General features: G+C 50.0%; 20 protein-coding genes and 1 pseudogene. All 21 read right to left on the bottom strand.

What is annotated here, in order from left to right; translation table 11 throughout:
* Nucleotide 1: 1 nt before the first annotated feature.
* The 21 genes and pseudogenes from recN to larE all read right to left on the bottom strand — a co-directional run bounded on the left by recN (nt 2) and on the right by larE (nt 21,988).
* Nucleotides 2-1,702, bottom strand: coding sequence for a DNA repair protein RecN (gene recN / locus RDW05_RS09810; RefSeq protein ID WP_307978887.1), 1,701 nt, complete (start codon nt 1,700-1,702; stop codon nt 2-4).
* Between the two features lie 15 nt (nt 1,703-1,717).
* Nucleotides 1,718-2,167, bottom strand: a complete 450-nt coding sequence (gene argR / locus RDW05_RS09805; protein ID WP_293813422.1) for an arginine repressor — start codon at nt 2,165-2,167, stop codon at nt 1,718-1,720.
* Between the two features lie 76 nt (nt 2,168-2,243).
* Nucleotides 2,244-3,104: an NAD(+)/NADH kinase gene (locus RDW05_RS09800; protein ID WP_304095871.1), complete on the bottom strand. Its 861-nt coding sequence runs from the start codon at nt 3,102-3,104 to the stop codon at nt 2,244-2,246.
* Nucleotide 3,105: 1 nt separating this feature from the next.
* Nucleotides 3,106-3,930, bottom strand: a complete 825-nt coding sequence (locus RDW05_RS09795) for a TlyA family RNA methyltransferase (RefSeq protein ID WP_210684375.1) — start codon at nt 3,928-3,930, stop codon at nt 3,106-3,108.
* The gene (gene dxs, locus RDW05_RS09790; protein WP_307978885.1) at nt 3,927-5,819 is read right to left on the bottom strand and encodes a 1-deoxy-D-xylulose-5-phosphate synthase; all 1,893 of its coding nucleotides are present in this window, start codon (nt 5,817-5,819) and stop codon (nt 3,927-3,929) included. Before dxs ends, RDW05_RS09795 begins: the two co-directional genes overlap by 4 nt.
* A 2-nt stretch (nt 5,820-5,821) precedes the next feature.
* Complete coding sequence (locus RDW05_RS09785) at nt 5,822-6,697, bottom strand: polyprenyl synthetase family protein (protein ID WP_009145018.1); 876 nt, start codon at nt 6,695-6,697, stop codon at nt 5,822-5,824.
* Nucleotides 6,697-6,954 carry an exodeoxyribonuclease VII small subunit gene (xseB, locus tag RDW05_RS09780; protein ID WP_307978884.1) on the bottom strand — a complete coding sequence of 86 codons (258 nt, stop codon included), beginning with the start codon at nt 6,952-6,954 and terminating at the stop codon, nt 6,697-6,699. The genes RDW05_RS09785 and xseB overlap by 1 nt, the downstream gene beginning before the upstream one ends.
* A 3-nt stretch (nt 6,955-6,957) precedes the next feature.
* Nucleotides 6,958-8,163: an exodeoxyribonuclease VII large subunit gene (xseA, locus tag RDW05_RS09775; RefSeq protein WP_307978883.1), complete on the bottom strand. Its 1,206-nt coding sequence runs from the start codon at nt 8,161-8,163 to the stop codon at nt 6,958-6,960.
* Nucleotides 8,156-9,112, bottom strand: coding sequence for an O-sialoglycoprotein endopeptidase (locus tag RDW05_RS09770; RefSeq protein WP_307978882.1), 957 nt, complete (start codon nt 9,110-9,112; stop codon nt 8,156-8,158). Before RDW05_RS09770 ends, xseA begins: the two co-directional genes overlap by 8 nt.
* Complete coding sequence (gene nusB / locus RDW05_RS09765) at nt 9,109-9,573, bottom strand: transcription antitermination factor NusB (RefSeq protein WP_307978881.1); 465 nt, start codon at nt 9,571-9,573, stop codon at nt 9,109-9,111. The genes RDW05_RS09770 and nusB overlap by 4 nt, the downstream gene beginning before the upstream one ends.
* A 145-nt stretch (nt 9,574-9,718) precedes the next feature.
* Nucleotides 9,719-9,946: a DUF2273 domain-containing protein gene (locus RDW05_RS09760; protein WP_293723430.1), complete on the bottom strand. Its 228-nt coding sequence runs from the start codon at nt 9,944-9,946 to the stop codon at nt 9,719-9,721.
* A 12-nt stretch (nt 9,947-9,958) separates the two neighbouring features.
* Nucleotides 9,959-10,480 carry an alkaline shock response membrane anchor protein AmaP gene (gene amaP / locus RDW05_RS09755; RefSeq protein WP_021719914.1) on the bottom strand — a complete coding sequence of 174 codons (522 nt, stop codon included), beginning with the start codon at nt 10,478-10,480 and terminating at the stop codon, nt 9,959-9,961.
* Nucleotides 10,481-10,485: 5 nt separating this feature from the next.
* Entirely contained in the window at nt 10,486-11,106 is a 621-nt protein-coding gene (locus RDW05_RS09750) for an Asp23/Gls24 family envelope stress response protein (RefSeq protein ID WP_307978880.1), read from the bottom strand.
* 273 nt (nt 11,107-11,379) lie between these two features.
* Complete coding sequence (gene tkt / locus RDW05_RS09745; RefSeq protein ID WP_210684367.1) at nt 11,380-13,362, bottom strand: transketolase; 1,983 nt, start codon at nt 13,360-13,362, stop codon at nt 11,380-11,382.
* A gap of 596 nt (nt 13,363-13,958) precedes the next feature.
* Entirely contained in the window at nt 13,959-14,876 is a 918-nt protein-coding gene (locus RDW05_RS09740; protein WP_307978879.1) for an autotransporter outer membrane beta-barrel domain-containing protein, read from the bottom strand.
* A gap of 14 nt (nt 14,877-14,890) precedes the next feature.
* The gene (dut, locus tag RDW05_RS09735) at nt 14,891-15,346 is read right to left on the bottom strand and encodes a dUTP diphosphatase (protein ID WP_304277434.1); all 456 of its coding nucleotides are present in this window, start codon (nt 15,344-15,346) and stop codon (nt 14,891-14,893) included.
* Nucleotides 15,347-15,415: 69 nt separating this feature from the next.
* Complete coding sequence (locus tag RDW05_RS09730) at nt 15,416-17,503, bottom strand: polyribonucleotide nucleotidyltransferase (RefSeq protein ID WP_293723421.1); 2,088 nt, start codon at nt 17,501-17,503, stop codon at nt 15,416-15,418.
* Between the two features lie 186 nt (nt 17,504-17,689).
* Entirely contained in the window at nt 17,690-18,097 is a 408-nt protein-coding gene (locus RDW05_RS09725) for a hypothetical protein (RefSeq protein ID WP_307978878.1), read from the bottom strand.
* 16 nt (nt 18,098-18,113) lie between these two features.
* Complete coding sequence (locus tag RDW05_RS09720) at nt 18,114-19,658, bottom strand: hypothetical protein (RefSeq protein ID WP_307978877.1); 1,545 nt, start codon at nt 19,656-19,658, stop codon at nt 18,114-18,116.
* 52 nt (nt 19,659-19,710) lie between these two features.
* Nucleotides 19,711-21,089 (bottom strand): annotated as a pseudogene (gene larC, locus RDW05_RS09710) (nickel pincer cofactor biosynthesis protein LarC).
* 65 nt (nt 21,090-21,154) lie between these two features.
* Entirely contained in the window at nt 21,155-21,988 is an 834-nt protein-coding gene (gene larE / locus RDW05_RS09705; protein ID WP_307978873.1) for an ATP-dependent sacrificial sulfur transferase LarE, read from the bottom strand.
* Nucleotides 21,989-22,095: the final 107 nt, after the last annotated feature.

Genomic DNA, 22,095 nt, shown 5'->3' with positions numbered 1-22,095 from the left:
CTCATTTCTCCCGCAGTCGCTGTAAGCTGCTTTTTATCTGCTCCGCACCCTGCAGCAGCTCGGTAGCACTTTCAAAGGCCGCCCTGCTGGCAGTTGCGCCTGCCGTCATGCGCACCAGCTCCTGCAGACGTCCGTTATAATCAAGCGTTGTCAGCTGTGTTACCGTGCGTCCGTCGGCACTTTGCTTTTCGATATGGATATGATTATCCGCAAAGGCAGCAATCTGCGGCAAATGCGTAATACACAGCACCTGACCGACGCTGGAAATAGCAGCAATTTTTTCCGCCATCTTCTGTGCCGTAACACCGCCGACACCGGTATCAATCTCATCGAATACCATCGTCGCAACATCGCCGCTGTTCATCAGCACAGTCTTTACCGCCAAAGCAATACGGCTCAGCTCGCCGCCGCTCGCGACCTTTTCCAGGTCGCTTAACGGCTCGCCCATATTCGCGCTGAAAATAAATTTCAGCTCATCACGTCCCAGCGGCATAAACTTATCCAGCTGACCGCACTTTATCTGCAGCACACCGTTAGGCATCGCCAAATCACGGATATGCTGTGTAATTCGCTGCGCCAACGCCTGTGCGCTGGCCTCACGCAGCTTAGTAAGCACTGCGGCAGCACGTCCTAAACGCACAACCGCTTCCGCTACCGCCTTCTGTGCCTGCTCTAAGAGCTTTGCAATCTGCTGCAGTTGCTCCAGCTTTTCCTGCGTCTGCTGCAGATATTCCAACGCCGACTGTGTACTGCCGCCGTACTTCTTCTGCAGACGGTAAATAATATCAAGGCGCTGCTGTACCTGCGCTGCACGCTCACTGTTAAACTCACTGCCTGCCATATATTCGCTCAGCTCCGTGCGGCAATCGTCCAAGCTGATCCAGGCACTGTCAGCACACTCTGCCAACGGCGCCAGACGGCTGTCGTAGCGTGCCGCATACTGCAGTTGGTCGCGCACTCGCGCCAGACGCGAAAGAATTGCGTCCTCCTCATCAAGCTGCTGATATGAGCTGTCCACAGCCTTCATAATGCGCTCACTGTTCTGCAGCAGGCGTGCCTCTGCTTCCAGACCATCTTCCTCGCCAGGCTTCAAGGCAGCGTCCGAAATCTCCTTGATTTCCCAAGCATAACGGTCCAGCAGCAAATCCTGCTGCTCATTTTCCTGCTCCAGTTTGCTCAAATGCTTTACCGCAGCAGTATATTCGCTGTAAAGCTGCTTATACTCCTGCAGTGCCTGCGCCAGCTTCGGACCGCCAAAAGCATCCGTCAGATGCAGCGGCGCATCAGGCTTCAGTAAGGCCTGGTTCTCGTGCTGGCCATGAATATCCACCAAACGCGCACCGATAGCCTTCAGCACAGCCAAGGGCACCTGCACGCCGTTGATAAAAGCACGGCTTTTGCCCGCAGCGCTAATCTGACGCTTCAGGAATAAATCCTCCTCCGGCTCCAGACCGTGCTCCGCCAGCAGCGCTTTAATCTCCTGCTGACCGCTCACATCAAAAACAGCCTGCACCCACAGTCCGTCAGTACCGCTGCGCACGTAATCGGCAGAAGAGCGCCCGCCAAGCACCATACCGAAGGCATCTATCAGAATAGATTTACCGGCACCGGTTTCGCCTGTAAAAACATTGAAGCCGGGGGTAAAATCAGCATGCGCGTCCTCTAACAGTGCAAAATTGTGAACATGCAATGATTGCAGCATAATCCCTTGCCTCGCTTATCTGTAATCCTTGAAGCGTTCCAGCAGAGTGATTACAGCTTCTTTATTTGGCAGAGCAATGAAAACGGTGTCATCACCGGCAATAGAACCAAGAATCTCCGGCCATTTCATGTAGTCTACGGCAAAGGCAACAGCCTGCGCTGTGCCCGGCAGCGTGCGGATTACCACCATGCTGTCGGAAGCACGCACACTGACGATAGAATCGTTAAAGGTACGCTCCAGACGCTCCATAGTCAGCATTGTACTGTGCTCCTTCGGATAAGCATAGTGATAATGTCCGTTGGCATCCGGCACCTTGACCAGCATCAGTTCCTTGATATCACGCGAAACCGTAGCCTGCGTAACATCAATGCCCTGATGACGTAAAGCGGAAGCCAAATCCTCCTGCGTTTCAATTTTATTGTTGTCAATAATCTCTTTTATTTTAGCATGTCTGGTCATTTTCATAGTCAATCACCTCTAATAGCAAAATAATTCTATATATCTATCCTGATGAAGTATACGGTGCCTTATCGTGCGCCTCCTATAAATTGCGCATTAATTTTTGTTGCCAAGTCTGATAATAATCGCGTCGCGTAAGTCTTACAAACTTCATCTCATAAGGCGATTTGGCGATATGCACACTGGTATCGTTAGGCACCTCGATAACATTTTCGCCGTCAGCCGAAAGCAGCATTTCCTCACTGCCGGGAATCGGCCTGAGCTCTATTGTTTCCGACATAGGAATAACAAGCGCTCTGTTCGTCAGCGAATGTGCGCAGACAGGAGTAATGACGCTGACATCAAGCTCCGGCATAACAAGCGGTCCGCCTGCTGAGAGAGAATATGCCGTAGAACCGGTTGCCGTTGCTATAATCAAGCCATCTGCTGCGTATTTACCTGATAAACGTCCGTTAATAAAAAGCATCATATGCGCCAGCTTGCTGAACATGCCCTTAGCCAAAACTAAATCGTTGAGCGCATGCGCCGTAGCAAGCAGCTTATCGCCGCAGATAACTCTGGCCTGCAGCAGACTGCGGCTTTCCAGCGTATAGTTGCCCTGTGCCAGACGGCTGATAGCCTTATACATACCCTGCAAATCAATCTCTGCCAAAAATCCCAGCTTGCCGAAGTTGATACCAAAGGCAGGCACATTGAGCGGTGCAAGGTGGCGCGCCATCTGTAGCAGTGTACCGTCACCGCCGAGGCTGACACCATAGTCCAGCGTTTTCAGCGTCTGCGGCTCACTTTTATTGTAGCTGCTTACGCCATACTGCTGCGCCACATCCACAGGCAACACCGGTTCAAGCCCCCAGTCCTTGCAGAGCTGAATAAATTCCGGCAGAGCAATGCAGACGTTTTCTTTACCAAGGTTGGGGAAAATCCCTAAACGTTTTTTTTGCATCTCATGCCTCTGTCTTTTCTGCTTTCTTATCTAAGTCGCCATGACTGCGGCCTACAAGCTGTGCTACCTGCTCGCTGCTTACGGCATCGTCGTCACCCAGCGTCAGGTGCAGCAGATATTCAATATTGCCCTCCGGTCCCTTGATAGGAGAAAAATCCAATCCGGCAATGCCGAAGCCTTCACCCTTGGCGAAGCTGATGACGTTATTGATAACCTGCTCGTGCACGGCAGCATCACGCACAACGCCCTTCTTGCCGACATTTTCCTTGCCTGCTTCGAACTGCGGCTTGATTAAAGCCACTACAAAGCCTTCGGGCTTGAGGATTTTGTGTACCGCCGGCAAAATTTTATCCAGCGAAATAAAGGCTACGTCGATAGTTGCAGCATCCACCTGCTCGGGCAGGCTGTCTGCTTCCAGATAACGCACGTTGGTGCGCTCCATGTTCACTACACGCTCATCGTTGCGCAGCTTCCACGCCAGCTGACCGTAGCCTACGTCAATCGCATACACCTTTGCCGCACCGTTCTGCAGCGCGCAGTCGGTGAAACCGCCGGTAGAAGCACCGATATCAGCTACAACCTTGCCGTCTACGCTGATGGGGAAAATCTGCAAAGCCTTCTCCAGCTTCAGACCGCCGCGGCTTACATAGGGCAGCTTGTTACCCAGCAGACGGATAGTAACCTCCGGTGCCACCGGTGTACCCGGTTTATCTATTTTCTGTTCATTGACCAATACCTGTCCTGCCATAACCGCAGCCTGCGCCTTGGCACGGCTTTCAAACATACCGCGGTTAACTAACAGAACATCAAGTCTTTCTTTTTTCACTCTTCTTCACCCTTTACAAATGCTGCAGCCTTGGCAGCAATGGTTGGCGTATCCAGTCCCAAATCACGGAACAGCAGCTTTTTGTCGCCATGCATAACAAATTCGTCAGGAATGCCGAAGCAACGTACTTCACACTGCTCCAACAGTTTATTTTCATTAAGCTCTTCAAGAATTGCGCTGCCGACACCGCCTGCCAGTACGCCTTCTTCCAGAGTAATAATCTTGCCGTAGCTTTGCGCATGCTCACGCAAGAGTTCAACATCCAGCGGTTTGGCAAAACGCATATTCACAACACCTGCGCTGATTCCCTGCGTTTCCAGCAGCTCCGCTGCATCAAGAGCAGTCTGCACCATGCTGCCAATCGCCCAGACGCAGACATCATTGCCTGTACGCAGCACCTCTGCCTTACCAATCGGCAAATCCTGCCACTGCGTATCCAGCGCAACGCCCACACCGCTGCCGCGCGGATAACGCACGGAAACAGGTCCGTCAAAATCCAGCGCTGTTTTCAGCATGTGCTGCAGTTCATTCTCATCCTTCGGCGCCATAATGGTCATGTTGGGAATGCTGCGCAGATAAGCGTAGTCAAAAACGCCATGATGCGTATAGCCGTCATCACCGACAAGACCGGCACGGTCCAGACACAGCGTTACGTGCAGCTTCTGCATGCAGATATCGTGCATGATGGAGTCATAAGCACGCTGCATGAAGGTAGAATAAATTGCCGCCACAGGATTCATTCCTGCAGCAGCCATACCTGCAGCCGCAGTAACCGCATGTTGCTCGGCAATACCTACGTCAAAGAAATGGTCCTTATGCGCCTCGGCAAAAATATTCAAGCCGGTGCCATCAGGCATTGCAGCCGTAATACCAACAATTTTATCGTCGGTATCAGCCAGCTTGCTCAAGGTTTTACCCAAAACCTCGGTATAGCTTACGGGTGCATTCGGATTAGTAATCTTTTTGCCGGTAGCAATATCAAAGGGGCCGGTACCGTGGAACTTATTGGGGCTTTCTTCCGCAGGCTTATAGCCCTTGCCCTTTTTCGTCAGCACATGTACCATAACCGGTCCGTCAATCTTCTTGGCAGCCTGCATTACATCCAGCAGGCCCTCCAGATCATGTCCGTCAACCGGTCCCAAATAAGTAAAGCCAAGCTCTTCAAAAATAGAAGTAGGCACCATCAGGTACTTTACGCTGCCTTTCAGGCGGCGGATAGCCTTCAGCACATCACTGCCGAACTCCATATTCTTGAGCCAGCCCTCAATATCATTTTTAATTTTATTATAGGTTTCGCCTGTACGCAGCTGATAAAGATATTCGCTCATCGCGCCCACGTTTTTGGAAATAGACATTTCATTATCGTTGAGCACGACAATCATATTCTTATGCAGCATACCGGCGTTGTTCAGCGCCTCGAAGGCCATGCCGCCGGTCATAGAGCCGTCGCCGATAACGGCTACGACATTATAATCCTCACCCTGCAGGTCGCGGGCGCAGGCCATGCCCAATGCCGCAGAAATAGACGTACTGGAATGACCGGTACCGAAAGCATCATGCTCGCTTTCGCTGCGTTTGGGGAAGCCGGAAAGACCGCCGTATTGACGCAGCGTAGAAAATTGCTCCCTGCGTCCGGTGATAATTTTATGGATATAGGCCTGATGACCTACGTCAAAAATAATCTTATCTTCCGGCGTATCGAAAACCTTATGTAAGGCCAAAGTCAGCTCTACCACCCCCAGGTTCGGTGCCAGATGGCCGCCGGTGTGTGAAATAACACTGATTAAAAGCTGCCTGATTTCCTTAGCCAGCTGCTCCAGCTGCGGCACGGAAAGCTTTTTAACATCAGCCGGTGAATTAATTTTATCTAAAAATTTATTCTCTGCCATAATTACTTCTTTCTGTCAGTCATCAGGCGGGTAATTTCACGTAACGGCTCTGCATTCTCGCCAAACATTTCCAAACATTCCAAAGCCTCTGCCACAGTCTTTTCTGCCAACTCGTGTGCTGCCTGCAGACCGTACAGTGTTACATAAGTAGATTTGTGGTTCTTAGCATCGCTGCCTACCGGCTTGCCAAGCTCCTCCTCAGTACCTTCGACATCAAGAATGTCATCGGTAATCTGGAAGGCAAGTCCCAGCAAATCAGCAAATTTGGTAAGAGCCAAAAGCTGCTGGTCATTAGCACCAGCCAGATGCGCACCGCCGCGGATGGCAGCAATAAAAAGCGCACCGGTCTTGCCCGCATGCAGTTTGCGCAGCTCCTCCGGCGTAATCTTTTTGCCTTCAAATTCCAAATCAAGGCCCTGACCGCCAACCATACCGAAGTTACCGGCACACATAGCCATTTCGCGTACAGTTTCAATCAAAACCTTAGGGTCAACATTCTTCTGCTCCAGCATTACCTCAAACGCCAAAGTGAGCAGGCCGTCACCGGCAAGCACTGCCATAGCTTCACCAAAAACCTTATGATTGGTCAGACGGCCGCGACGATAATCATCGTCATCCATGCACGGCAGATCATCGTGAATCAGAGAATAGGTGTGAATCATTTCAAGACCGCAAGCCACAGGCAAATAATTGTAGCCCTTGCTGCCCACAGCCTCTGCCGCAGCCATCAGCAGAATCGGACGGATACGTTTGCCGCCTGCCATAAGGCTGTATTCCATAGCTTCATCTACCTTGGAAATACCCTTTTTGGCAATTCTGTTCTTCAAATAGTTTTCTACCAGTTTTTGCTGGTTAGCATAATAAGCCTTAAAATCCATTATTTTACCTCCAAATCCTGGAATGCTTCTAATTTATAGCCAGCGTCATTACTGTCGGTAACGACGATTTTTTCAACCTCCTGTTTCACTGTTTCCAGTCTGCTGCTGCAGACGCGGCTCAGCTCCACACCATACTTAAAAACATCAAGCGCCTTATCCAAAGGCAGCTCACCGCTTTCCAGAAGCTGTACCTGTGCTTCCAACTCGTTCAAGGCATCTTCAAACTTTATGTTCTTTGCAATCTTTTTCGCTGCCATTTCTTACCGCCTTTCTACCTGCTGTACAACCGAGGTTATCACACCATCTGCTACTGTCGTCAGCAGCTCGTCTCCCCATTTAAGTTCATCAACACTGCTTACCAGCGTATAATCAGCTTTTTGGCTCACAGAATAGCCACGCGCCAGCACTGCCAGCGGACTGAGGCTATCCAGTCTTGCTGCTGCCAGCGCCAGCTTGTGCTCGTCCTGCTGCAGCTGCAGCTCTAAGGCTTCACGCAGTCTGCGCGAAGCAGTATCAAGACGTTGCGCTTGGTCGGCAAAAAGCCTTTCCGGGTCACGCAACGCCCACGAATTAACTAAATTATCCAATCTGCGCTGCTGCTGCGTCAGCAAAGCTGACAGCAGACTGCGCGCACGCTGTTCCAGATAGGCAACACGCTGCTTGTAGCCTTCAACATCTGCCACCACCAGCTCCGCGGCCTGCGACGGTGTCGCAGCCCTCACATCAGCAGCAAAATCACACAGCGTAAAATCTGTTTCATGGCCTACGGCACTGACCACCGGGATTTTAGAAGCAGCCACCGCTCTTACGGTAACTTCTTCGTTAAAGGCCCACAAATCCTCGATAGAACCGCCGCCACGCCCCACAATTAGGACATCAGCCAGTTTTTTGCGGTTAAAGAATTCAATAGCCGCAGCAATTTCCGCCGCAGCGTCCTCGCCCTGCACCTTAACAGGATAAAGCAGAAGCTTTATGCCTTGATTTCTCCTGCGCGACACTGTTATGACGTCACGCACAGCGGCACCTGCAGGAGAGGTAATAATACCCACAGTGCGCGGATGCAGCGGCAGCTGCTGTTTACGTTCAGGCGCAAACAGGCCGGCACGTTCCAGCTTCTGCTTGAGCTTTTCGTAAGCCTGCATCAAATCGCCCACGCCATGCTGCAGCAGTAAATCAGTATACAGCTGATAAACGCCGTCGCGTTCATAAACAGCCAGACGGCCAACTGCTACCACAGTATCGCCGTTCTGCGGCTGAAAGCGCAAATTAATAGCCTTGCTACGGAACATTACGCATTTGAGCACCGCACCGGCGTCCTTCAGCGTAAAGTAGCAATGACCTGATGGATAGCGCTTAAAATTGGAGATTTCACCGACAACCTGCAGATTACGCAGCTCCGGCTCCTGCTCCAGTATATGCTTTATGAAATTATTTATTTCGCTTACCGAATAAACAGCTTCAGTCATTTTCTTTATGTAATCTCCAGGCAACAGCGGCACAACCGCTGGCATTATCACAGCTGAAGCGACCTTCGGGCACCCACAGGCGCACACGGCGCTTCGCCAGCTTTTCTTCAACATGCTTGCGGATGTACTTGTTGGAGCCGACGCCGCCAACCAAAATCACATCTCGCACACCATATGCTGCTGCGCCGTTACGCAGCAGACGGGCAAAGGTTTCCGCCAGCGTATGCTCCACACCCAAGGCCAGAGAAGCAGCATCTGCCCCCGCCTCCAGCTTGCGCATAGCGGCAGTTGCAGGTCCCGATAAGCTCACATCAAGCTTACGCACGGACACCGGCAGCTCCAGCGGCGCTTCCGCCTGTTCTGCAAGCTGCTCCAGCGCCGGACCTGTCGGAAACTGCAGTCCCAGCGCCACACCGATGCGGTCCACAAACTGACCGGCATGCAAATCCAAACTGCCGCCAACCTGCGTCAGGTTGTAGCGGCTGTCCTCACGACGTTCGCACAGCAGCAAATCAGTAGTACCACCACTGGCGTGCAGCAGCAAAAAGCGCTCCACCTGCGGACCACCAGCAGACCAAAGACCGGCCTCCAGGTGATTTTCCTGGTGGCTGATGACCTCAAGCGGCACCTTATAGGCAGCCGACAGGCTGCGAGCAACGCTCATGCCGGCAAGAAACGCCGGCATATAGGAGTCCGCGAGCGGACGCGGGTGCCCGCTGACACCAATCGCCGCCAAGGTACAGTCCTTGTCGGCAAAGACCTCCTCCACCAAGCGCGGCAGATTGCGTGTATGCTGAAAAACCATCTCGGACTGCTGCAGGCCGCAGCGTCCCGGCTTAACGCTCAAAATCTGTCTGGCCTCGGCCAGCAGGCTGCCGTCCTCCGCTAAAAGTGCGGCAGAGGTAGTGTAGCAGCTGGTATCAATACCTAAATAAACCTTTTGGCTCATTTTCTTGCCAGCTTACCTAAAACACCGTTGATAAAACGCGGAGATTCTTCGGTACCATAAGCCTTGGCAATCTCCACTGCCTCATTGATAGCAACACCTGCAGCCAAAGCAGGCTTTTCATGGCGCATTTCAAAAACTGCTACGCGCAGGATATTTCTGTCGGTAGCAGGCATACGCTCTACAGTCCAGTCAGTTGCACAGCTGTTCAAAGTCGCATCAATAGCCTCTTTGTTTTCTACAACACCGTTAACAAGCACCATAGAATACTTCTTAACATAGTTTCTGGCACTTGCTGCCCCCAGCTCCTTATGCTGGTTCAAAGCCTTGTCTACCGCAGCCTCCGGATGCAGCTCCTCGTGCTCATCTAAAGCTGCGTCAACAGCCTGTTCTACCTCATTACCGGTAAAGTCTATTTGGAATAATGCCTGTAAGGCAACCTCTCTTGCAAGTCTACGAATCATTTGCACACTCTCCTTGTATAAAAAATATTAATAAATATCTTGTATGATGATGGATTCAGATTAGGCAGATAGTACCTTATTTTTCGCCGCTACCTATTAATGTGAGGCGAAACAAATGGTGCCTTATCTTTCGCCGCTACCGCTTTTATCTGTGATAGCCTGGCGGCAGTAACCTATCCAACCACTCCAGCAAATCCTCTTTTTTATCCAGCTTGCAACCGATAAAAAAGCCCAAGCCGATGCAAAGCATCAAAAACAGTGCCTGAAAAAAGCCCAACCACAGCACTATCACGCCAATAAACAAGCCAAATACCGAGCACAGCAGGCGGCCGCGATAATTATTCCAGATATCATTGAGAATATCGTTCAACATAGCTTCTGCCTCCTATTCTTCCTTTGCCTTAATCTGTTTGAAGAACAGCTCTATTTCCTTAACCTCTATACCGGTAACCTTTTTAATCGTCTCACGGACATTAGTCTTAATCTCACCGGAGGTTTCCGGAATATTTATGCCGGGTTCAATCGAAGCATTAATGCGTACATCAATGCATTGATCCTCCAGCTTCACAATAACCTTTACATGATGGATGCCGTAAATTTCCTGCGACAGAACGGCAATATAATCCTCTAGGGCGCCCTTGCCTACAAGCACCTTGCCCTTATCGCTGTCACTCAACTTCAGCGAGCTTACGCCCGTCAGCCCCAAGCCGGTAATCAGCAGGCGCAGGCTTACCAGCAACATAATCACGCCGCCCACAGCATAAACCCAGTTGCCCGGGATATGGCTGATAAACGCTACCATACCGGTATCCGAAAAAACGCCCAGACTGCACAGTAACGTCAGCACTGATGCTACTGCCATCAATATCGTATACAGTGTCAGGATAATTCTATCCGCAATACCCATAACCGTTAATCCTCCTCTAAAAATTTCCTATGCTTATCGTCCATGTCCTCCTCCGGCGGCAGCTTGAAATCATGGTCATCATGCAGATTAACCAGCTGCTGTTCAAAGGAATTAGCCTCCGTTGCTTCCGCACTCTTAGCCTGCGCCTGCAAAATTTCCGCCATATCAACATCAGATGAGCTTTCCTTTTCCAGCTCACTTGCGCGCCGTTTTGCTACGCCTTCGACATTGACGTCCACAAACTGCACCTCATAGCCGGTCATCGCCTCAATAGCGTCCTTAACCTTTTCCTGTACCTCCAAAGCTATTTCCGGAATACAGCAGCCGTATTCGACATTAATATAAACGCTGGCATTTACCAGCTTGCCTTCAAAATGCAAACGCACACCTTTAGAAGCGTTTTCCTTGCCCAAGAAGCGGTTAATACCATCTGTCAGACCGCCGCTCATGCCAACAACGCCGGGAACCTCCTGTGCCGCCAGACTGGCAACGATACAGATAACCTCGTCAGCGATACGGATATCGCCATATTCCTCGCCATCCTGAGCCTGTGCTGCTTCGGCAGCAGCTTCAGCGGCTTCATTGGCCTTGGCCCTGATAGTGTCCTTTATATTTTTTTCTTCCATATCCGGCACCTCCTGCTCGCTTACGTGCCGGCCAAAGCGCGACAGCGTAATGAAGACAGTTATACATTATTATCTTCTTATTATACCACAATTTATGCAATCCGTATGCATAAAATGTATAAAAAATAACTGCATAGCCTACTTATGATTGATTCCGCTTTTCGCTTACTATACATGAGCAACACAAGGGAACGCAGTACTTCACACATCATATGCTGCAACGCAAAAAGACCACTCCGAAGAGTGGTCTTCAAGCTCAGTTTTAACTTATGCTTACAGCGCTGCTTTAACCTTTGCAACCAGGTTTTCAACAGTAAAGCCGTATTTTTCCATCATTACATCGCCAGGTGCAGAAGCGCCGAAGGTGGTAATGCCCAGAACATTCTTTTCAGTGCCGGTGTAGCGGCTCCAGCCGTACGGCACACCAGCTTCAACAGCAAATTTAGTTACGCCTGCAGGCAGAACGCTTTCTTTATACTCATCGCTTTGAGCATCAAAAGCATCCCAGCAAGGCATAGATACAACGCTAACATCAATTCCCTCTTCAGCCAGCTTAGCCTGTGCAGCCAGTGCCAGATGTACTTCACTGCCGGTACCGATCAGAACAGCCTTAGCCTCGTTCTTAGCCGGACTCAGTACATAAGCGCCCTTATGAGCGTTTTCATGGATGGTTGCTGCATAATCGTGCAGAACGGTCAGCTTTTGACGGCTCAGCAGCAGGCAGGTAGGTTTATGTTTGTTCAGGCAAGCCTGTTGCCATGCGGTAGCAGTTTCCAGAGCGTCAGCCGGACGGATAACGCTTACGTTCGGAATCAGACGCAGAGCCATAGTGGTTTCAATCGGCTGATGAGTAGGACCGTCTTCGCCCAGTGCAATGCTATCGTGAGTCAGTACGAATACAGACTGAATTCCCATGAGTGCAGCCATACGGATGGTAGGACGCAGGAAGTCAGCGAATACCAGGAAGGTGCCGCCGAAGGGAATGAAACCGCCATGCAGGGAAATGCCGTTCAAAACGGTACCCATAGCGTGTTCACGAACGCCAAAGTGAATGTTACGGCCGGTTCTGTCCAGCTTGGAGAAGTAACCGCCGGTTTTCATGATAGTTTTGTTGGACGGGCCAAGGTCAGCACTGCCGCCAACCAGCTCAGGCAGCTGTGCAGCCAGAACTTGGATAATATCGCCGCTTGCTTCGCGGGTAGCGTTCTTAACGGTATCCTTGAAGATTGCTTCCAGAGCAGTCAGGTTAACCATGGAGTTGCCGGCAATGCGGTCTTCCAGTTCTTTAGCCAGCTCAGGATATACCATCTTATAGTCATCCATCAAAGCATTCCAGGCAGCTTCATTTGCAGCGCAGCCATCCAGCTTAGCAGCAAAATGTTCTTTAACCTCAGCAGGTACATAGAACATTTCCTGCGGCCAGCCAGCTTTTTCTTTGGTAGCTGCCAATGCTTCACCACCCAGCGGCTCGCCATGGCAGGACGGGCTGTCCTGTTTCGGGCTGCCGAAGCCGATGTGAGTGCGTACAATAATCAGAGAAGGATGCATGGTATCAGCCTTAGCTTCTTCGATAGCTGCCTGCATAGCGTCAACATCCTCGCTGCTTTCTACGCGCAGAACCTGCCAGCCATAAGCCTTGAAGCGGGCTTCAACATCCTCAGTGAAGGCAATATCGGTGCTGCCTTCGATAGTAATTTTGTTGTCATCATATAAGTAAATCAGTTTGCCCAAGCCAAGGGTACCTGCCAGAGAAGCAGCCTCGCAGGAAACACCCTCCATCAGGTCACCGTCAGAGGTCAGACCAAAGGTATAGTGGTCAACAACCGGGAAATCAGGTTTGTTGTATTTTGCGCCCAGCATAGCTTCAGCAATAGCAAAGCCAACGCCCATAGCAAAGCCATGGCCCAGAGGACCGGTAGAAACGTCAACGCCCGGAGTCAGGCCGAATTCCGGATGGCCCGGAGTCTTGCTGCCCCATTGACGGAAGTTTTTCAGCTCGTCCAGGGACAGGTCATAGCCTGCCAGGTGCAGCATTGCATACAGCAAAGCGCTGCCATGACCCGGAGAAAGGATGAAACGGTCGCGGTTGAACCATTGCGGATCAGCCGGATTATAATTCATAAAGCGGTCCCAAATGGTGTACATCAAAGGAGCGGTACCCAGAGGGAAACCAGGATGGCCGGATTTAGCCTTTTCTACCTGGTCTGCTGCCAAAAAGCGAAGAGTGTTTACACATGCCTGATCAATTTTCTGCATCGAGAAAACCTCCATTTTCCAAAATTATCTACATTAATTATATCATACTTCCCTATATTGTCTACACTTTTTCGTTAAAATTGTAAACTATTTACACTTTTAACCGAAGCTCCAAGCAAAGCTATATAAAAACAGTTCTTCTCTCTCCAAACACAATGACAGAATTCTTTTTAAGGTTTTATTCCAAGCTGTACACGTACTGACCTGACAGATAGTTTGCATAAAGCTTTTGGTTTTCGTACTGACTACCAAATTATTATCAAAAAAGATAGGAAAAAAATTTTTATGCTCACGAAAAAGCACTCACAATTTCAAGCACGAAAGGCTCGAAAAACGCAGTAACCATGCGCTTTCCGAGCCTTTTACCCTTATTCATCTGTCACAGATAGGATATTACCATCATAGGTATTTGTCAATGAATAAAATTTCGCAGACTTTTTAAAAGCTCAATATGTAAGGATGTTACAAAAACCAGGTTTACTACTACCTAACGGTAGTAGCATTGAGCATAGCCAAAAGAAAAGTCTCACTTCAGATCAAAACGCCCAGTTCAGCTTCACGTCCGCCTTCAGCTCACGGTCATGCTCGCCTTCGAGCTAGGCACCCTCCGCCGTCGCAGAAAGGTTTTTCGTCAGCTTCAGCGTTCCGCCCAGCGTCAGATGCAGATAATCCTTGTCGATATCATTCGAGTAGATCGTCGGGCCATCAGCACCTTCCACTGTGTACCAATACACAGGCGCCTCACCCGCAAACACACGCTTATAGCCAAGGCGGACAGCATAATTGCCGTTTTGCAGCTCACGCCGCAACTCTACACCAGTCTCCCCGGCCAGATAATTATTGTTCATAGAAGGGTGTACAAGCTCACGACCTTCCAGATAAGGTTGACGGTAGCTCTTTTGCATATAGCGTGAAGCCTGCATGTTCACATAGGGCGAAACATGATAGGTTTTGCCATCATCATGATGCAAATCATACTTATATTCGCCGCCTAGCTCTACAATCTGACCGCGATACTTTACGTCCTCCCAAAGATCATTATAATGATTGCCCAGCTTACCATAGTTCACATAACCATATTGCTGCACAGCTCCGTGCTGCTTACCCATGTACGCACCAATGCGCCAGTCCTGCTGCAAGGCCTCGGCTACGCCGCCGCTAAGCTCCGTATGATTATACATGCCATAAATACCGGTGCGCGTCTCCTTGCCCGTATTCATATCCATACCGGCAGCTACAGAACGGCTTTTGCCACTTACAGCATCATCGTAATAGCTCTCCCATTCACTAAAAGAACGCAGCCACCAGTCCACATCATTGTGCTTCACCTGCGGATTCCAGATAGCCTGCAAGCGTCCGCCTGCGTAACGCTGCATCGCTGTCGAGCGCTGCGCCTGCACTAGCTGCGACGTTTGTAGCAGCTGAGTATCAGCAAAATCATCAGCTTGAGCAGCTGCTGCAAGGCTCATGGAAGCCAAAAGTACTGCTGTAAAAATTTGATAGTTTTGTTTCATAATGCTTTCTTCCTTTAATTCTTTCCCGTGCTGCCGAAGCCGCCTGCACGTACAGCCTTCTCCACCTTATCGTCATCGTCAACGGTCAGATAGTTGTAGAAAATGCCCTGCGCAATGCGTTCGCCCTGCGGAATCGTCACAGCCTCACTGCCCATATTCAGCAGTGCCACCATGATATGACCTTCGTTATCTGCATTGTTATAATAATCCGCATCGATAATGCCCACGTTGTTCACGAGCATCAGATGCTTCTTTACGGCCATGCTGCTGCGGATATGCAGACCCAAGAACTCGCCTGTCTGCATATAAGCCTTCACACCTGTAGGCACCAGCACCAGCTTACCCGGCTCCAGTACAACCTCTTCGGCAGCGCTGATGTCATAACCGGCGCTGAACTGTGTCTTGCGCTCCGGCATGGGGAACTCCACCTGCATATACTTGGCAACCTTTTCAAAACCACGTGTTTTCATTAGCAACTCACTCCTCCAATTTACAAAAAAGAGCTGTCACAAATGCGACAGCTCTTTTAAATTCACAAATTATTTTTGCACGCTCTTCATCAGAACAGCCTTGCGGGACAGGTTAATGCGGCCCTTGTTGTCGATTTCGGTAACCTTAACAACAATTTCATCGCCAACACTTACAACATCCTCAACCTTATCTACATGCTCGGTAGACAGTTGGGAAATATGTACCAGACCTTCCTTGCCCGGCAGAATCTCAACGAAAGCACCAAAGTTCATCAGACGGGTAACCTTACCGGTATAAACCTTGCCAACCTCAGCTTCGGCAGTAATGCCCTCGATCATCTCGATAGCTTTATTAGCAGCCTCGGTGTTAACAGCAGCGATAAATACGCGACCGGTATCATCGATATCAATCTTAGCGCCGGTTTCGTCAACAATCTTCTTGATCATCTTGCCGCCAGGTCCGATAACCTTAGCAATCTTATCAGGATCTACATGGATAGTAGTAATCTTCGGAGCATATTTGGACAGCTCTTTGCGCGGTTCGCTGATGCATTCCATCATTTTGCCCATGATGAATTCACGGCCGCGTTTAGCCTGTGCCAGAGCCTGGGTGAAGATATCCTTGTTGATACCGTCAATCTTAATATCCATCTGGATAGCAGTAATACCTTTTTCGGTACCTGCAACCTTAAAGTCCATATCGCCCAGAGCATCCTCCAGACCTTGGATATCAGTCAGAATAGTGAAGTATTCGCCATCCTTAACAAGGCCCATAGCAACGCCGGCAACAGGAGCCTTAATAGGAACGCCTGCATCCATCAGGGACAGGGTGCTTGCGCAAACAGAGCCCATGGAGGAGGAACCGTTGGATTCCAGAACCTCGGATACCAGACGGATTGCATACGGGAACTCCTCTTCGGAAGGAATAACCGGGCGCAAAGCACGCTCAGCCAGAGCACCATGACCGATTTCACGACGGCCGGGGCTACGCAACGGTTTGGTTTCGCCTACGCTGTACGGCGGGAAGTTGTAGTGATGGATATAACGCTTGGTTTCCTCAGCGCCAAGACCATCAAGAATCTGTGCTTCACGCAGCGGAGCCAGAGCCAGAACGTTCAAAATCTGAGTCTGACCACGGGTGAACAGAGAGCTGCCATGCGGACGAGCCAGCAGGCCAACCTCGCAGCTTACCGGACGTACTTCGTCTAATTGACGGCCGTCAGGACGAATCTTATCTACAGAGATAGTGCGGCGAACGATTTTCTTAACCAGTTTTTGGGTGATGTAAGCAACGTCTTTAGCATTATCAGGATATTTCTCCAGGAATACTTCAGCGATTTCAGCTTTAACCTTAGCAACGTTTTCTTCGCGCTCCAGCTTGTTGGCATCCATCAGAGCATCTTTGAGCTTTTGAGCACCGTATTCTTCGATTTCCGCAACCATTTCTTCAGGCGGAGCGTAGAACGGAACTTCCATTTTCTCTTTGCCGATTTCAGCAACGATTTTCTCCTGGAACTCAACGAGTTGTTTGATTACGCCATGACCGAACCAGATAGCATCCAGCATGGTTTCTTCGGAAACTTCGTTAGCACCTGCTTCTACCATCAGGATAGCGTCTTTGGTGCCGGCAACAGCCAGGTTCAGTTGGCTGATCTTAGCCTGTTCAACAGTCGGGTTGATGATGAATTCGCCATCAATCAGGCCTACGCGCACACCAGCGATAGGACCTTCAAACGGAATATCGGAAATAGACAGAGCGCAGGATGCACCAATCATAGCGGGCATATCCGGAGCATTGTCGGGATCAACGGAAACAGCGGTAGCAACGATTTGTACATCGTTGTGGTAGCCTTCCGGGAACATCGGGCGAATCGGGCGGTCAATCAGACGGCTGGTCAGTATAGCCTGCTCAGACGGACGGCCTTCGCGTTTAATAAAGCCACCGGGGATTTTACCTACGGCGTACATTTTTTCTTCAAAATCAACAGTCAAAGGGAAGAAGTCTACACCCTCACGCGGGGTTTTGGTGCCGGTAACGGCAACTACTACGGCGGTATCGCCATAACGAACTAATACAGCGCCATTAGCTTGTTTTGCAATCTTGCCGGCTTCAATAGTAAGAGTTCTGCCGCCAAGATCCATGCTGTAACTATGCATATCTTATGCCTCCTATTCTTTTCACACATTGTGTACCTGCATATTATTCGCCGTCAATCAGAAAAATCCTCTATATTTTTACGGCTTTTTAAAATTTTTTTGAAAAAATTTCTACAACAGACAAAAAAAGCCGGCAGCTCTGCCCAAGGCAACACTGCCGGCCGTCAGAAATACATTTTTACGCCATTAAAAGCCCATAAAAAGACGCATAATAAACAAAACTATTGCGCCGACAGCGGCAAAGACAATAAACGTCGGCAGCAAAAAGAAGATAACTGCCACAATGCCGCACAAAATCAGAAAAGTAATCAGAATGCCGCTGCCGCAGCCAAAGGTATGTACCTTGATATTCGGCGGCACCTGCTGCTGTCTTTCATTATAAGAATCATAGGCATCAGCGCCGCTGTCATACACGGCACCCTCCTTAGCACTTCTGTCGTCAGCAGTGCCTGCACTCTCGTCAATTGTCACACCCTCAAAGGTATCGCGCTCCTCCGGACTGAGCACCTGCGCATCAATCTTGAACTGATAATGGCAGTACGGACATTCCACTGTGCCGGGAGCAACCTCGTGGCCGCAAAAATCACACTTCATATTCTGGTGCCTCCTCTCACTGCAACAGCATCAGCAGCAAACCCTCTTCGTTAACATAACGCGGGTCGTGTGCCTCCAGCTGCAAGGTTTCATTTAGCATATCTATCATCTGCTTCAGCTTTGCATGGTCGGTAGCACGGCACATAGCAAAAACCTGCTTTTCTGTAAAGGTATAAACATCATTCAGCTTAACAAAGCAGTACATAACCGCTGCCGTCCAATGCTCAAAATCAGCGTCTGTATTATCAAGCAAAGCATTGCCACGAAGCATAAAATCGCTCCACATGGTACGCATCAGCTGTATATCATAGGCAGAAAAAAGGCCTGTTCCTCTAAGAGATTCCAGCATTGCCGAGGTCTTGTCCTCAAGCAGCGCCGCAGGCTGATAATCACTTATCTGCGTACTGAAATTAAAGCCCTCCATACGCACATAGATGGCATACAAAACAGAAACATGGCGCACGAACATCGGATTACGGTTGATGAACTCCTCCCAGCTCATCTCGCCGCTTTGGCGCACGGCAAACCAGTCTTTCGCCGCACTGACAACCTCGAAAAAGCGTTTACGCGAGGTCTGCGACATCACCAGTCCGCGCAGGAAGTTCATCACCATAGTATTTTCATAAAAAATATGGCCCATGAAAATATAGCCTTCTGTGTCAATATTATCATCTACCGGCAGCATCAGCGTATATTTTTCATTGGTGAAAATATTTCTGCAGACATACATTCCCTCCTCCGTGCGTCTTTGCACATCAAAGAGAACCAGCTTTGCCTTAATCAGCTCATTCAAAATATCAACGGAGGTATCCATCTCGGAAGCATCACGGCAGATTACATCATGGTAATGCTGCAGCGGCGTTTTGTCATCTTCAAGCAAGCGATAGTCAAAAAGAAAATAATCCCAAAAGGTCTGTGAATATTCCTCCGTGCCCGGCTTTTCCTGAACTGTACCGTTCTGAAAAATACCGCCGAAGAGAAAATCGGCCCGCTCCAAATCGCGACGGAACTGCTTCTGCGTATAGTAGCTTTGCACATCATCCAGCAAATTATGCATTCTCTCGCCGATATTCAAGTACACCTTCGTCGGCAAATCCGGCGTAGAATACAGATTGTAGCGGTCATTCCCAGGCAAAAAGCTGCCGTCCTTGCCGACAATCTGCAGTTTTCCGTCAGCCAACAGCTTGGCTTTGGCTTCGGCAGGCGCATTATCACGGGTAATAATGCGTTTCTTTTTCATATATGCATAAAACTCCTGCATAACATCCAGGAAATGTGCGATGTTACTCTCCGTTGCCGGGAAGCCGGAAACATTGCGGCAGCACCAGCCCACGCAGTCAATAAAATCCTCGCGCGACATATCACCGAGAAAGTTCTCGGAATTGCCAAGGTAAATACAAAGAATCGTAATATAATCCCAAATCTTGACAAGCTCGCCGTCCTTGGCTCCCTGCCAGGTTTTATAACGCAGGAAATCCTCAGCACAGGCTTGCTGCAGTACCGAATTCCATTCTTCATCCTGTGTATAAAATTCTTCTATCAAATCGAAAACATTAGTCATTTTTTCTCCATTCTCTGACGTATTATGGAGATATTATACCACACTTTTGTGGCTAATTTATGTTTTTTTGCGCCAGCTGTGCCGCCAGATAGATATCCTGCAGCGGCACTCCCTGCTCCTGCGCCAGTTTGGCAGCGCTGTCATATTCAACATAACAGCGTTCGCCGTTCTCCAGCAGGCAGCGCTTCACCGCTACATCACCGTAAGCAGTGTGCACCACATCCCTGCGACGCGGCAGCACAGTGCGTTCCATGCGCGCACAACGGATACCGATGGTTGTCGTTTCCGCAAAAATCAGCGCTTCCAGCTTCGCTCTGTCCTCCTCGCGGCAGATAACAGTAAGCTCCCACGCCGGACGGCTCTTCTTCATAAACACCGGCTGATAATGAGCATCCAACGCGCCTGCCGACAACAGGCGCTCCAGCGTGTAGCCCAAAAGCTCGCCGCTGCAGTCATCAATATCAGACTGCAGCTGGCAGATGCAATCTGTCTGCAAAGCATTGCTATTTACAGAGTTTTTTTTTGCGCGTTATCCTCAATCAGCAGCGCACGCAAAATGCTGGGACGCTCATACTGACGCTTGCCTGCTCCCAGACCAATGCCCAGAATCTTAAAGCTCTGCGGCAGCTCGTCCGTAGTCATCAGCGCAGCAGCGGCAGCAGCACCGGTCGGTGTAACGAACTCGCCCTGCACCGGCAGCAAGCGTACATTAAAGCCAAAGCGCTGCATAATATTAGCTGTTGCAGGAACAGGCACCGGCAGCACGCCATGCTGGCAGCGGACAGTACCGCGGCCCTCGCACAGCTCCGGCACAATTACGTTTTCAACACCAAGACTGTCGGCACACACAGCAATCGCCACAATATCAACGATGGAATCAATCGCGCCAACCTCATGGAAATGCACTGCATTCTTCTCCACAGCATGCGCCTTTGCCTCAGCATCCGCAATAATATCAAAAATTTTCAATGCCAATGCCTTGGCTGCAGCACTCATATCCGTAGCATCAATAATCGCAATAACCTCCTGCAGACCGCGGTGCTCATGGTGATGATGATGCTCATGCGGCACATGGCTGTGCTCATGTTCATGGTCGTGGTCATGATGATGTTCATGATCGTGCTCATGGTCGTGGTCATGATGATGTTCGTGTTCGTGCTCATGGCTATGCACTACAGCATCGCCGTTGCCATGCAAAAAGGCCATATCGTGGTCATGGTTAGCATGCTCCTCGTCCAGAATAACATCAAAATCGCAGCAGTCAACGCCTGCTTTAGACACTCTGCTGATTTTATACTCAAAGCCCTTTGCAGGAATACTCTGCAGAGCCTTATCCAGTGCCTCTTTGTCCGCGCCCAGGTCCAAAAGTGCTGCTACCAGCATATCGCCGCTGATACCGGCATTACATTCCAAATATAAGCTTTTCATAATCTTCCTCCTAATCTGAAGCCTGCATACTCGTAACAGGCTGCTGATAAAATTCGCTGTAAATATAATTAATCCTGCTTTAGCGTTTCATTCATGCTGCCTGTACGATAGCCCTGCAAATCAAGCGCCACATAAGCAAAGCCTGCAGCCTTCAATCCTTTGTAAATCGTGCTGCGCATCGGCTCCGCCACTGCCAGCTCCAGCTGCTCGGGCAACAGCTCAACGCGCGCCAAACTGCCATGCACACGCACACGGAACTGCTTAAAGCCCAGCTCCCACAAAAGCTGCTCCGCCTTATCCACCGCCGCCAGCTTCTCCGCTGTAATACGCTCGCCGTAAACAAAGCGCGAAGCAAGACAAGCAAATGACGGCTTATCCCAAGTCGGCAGCTGCAGCTTATGCGACAGCAGGCGGATTTCTGCCTTCGTCAGCTGCGCAGCGCGCAAAGGACTCTGCACCTCAAGCTCCGCCAAAGCCTTCAGACCGGGGCGGTAATCGCCCAGGTCATCCATATTCGAACCCTCGCAAAGCACAGTACCGTTCTCCTGCGCAATGCGTAAGAAATTGCTGAACAGCGTTTTTTTGCAGATATAGCAGCGGTCCGGCGGATTTTCGGCAAACCCCGGCACCTGCAGCTCATCAAAATCAAAGTAAAGATGACGGATTCCCTGCTTCCGACAGAACTCCTCTGCCTCTGCTATATCACGCTGAGGCACAACGCCGGAACGCGCCGTCACCGCAAGCGCCTTATCGCCAAGAGTCAAATGCGCCGCCTGCAGCAAAAACGTCGAATCAACGCCGCCGCTGAACGCAACCAGCACACTGCCCAAACGCCGCAGCTCCTGCTGCAGCACAGCAAACTTGGCTTCCGCCTGCATTTCTAAAGCTTTATCTTTTGGCATATTCTTTCTCCCTCATAAATTTAAAATACATAGCTTGCGTTTCCCCCTTCCGCCTCACTACGTTCGGCACCTTCCCCAAGGGGCAGGCAAGACTAATAGCTTCAGAC

This window comes from uncultured Phascolarctobacterium sp. (genome assembly GCF_902463975.1).
Lineage (GTDB): Bacteria > Bacillota > Negativicutes > Acidaminococcales > Acidaminococcaceae > Phascolarctobacterium_A.
This window is presented reverse-complemented; position numbering and strand designations above follow the sequence as displayed.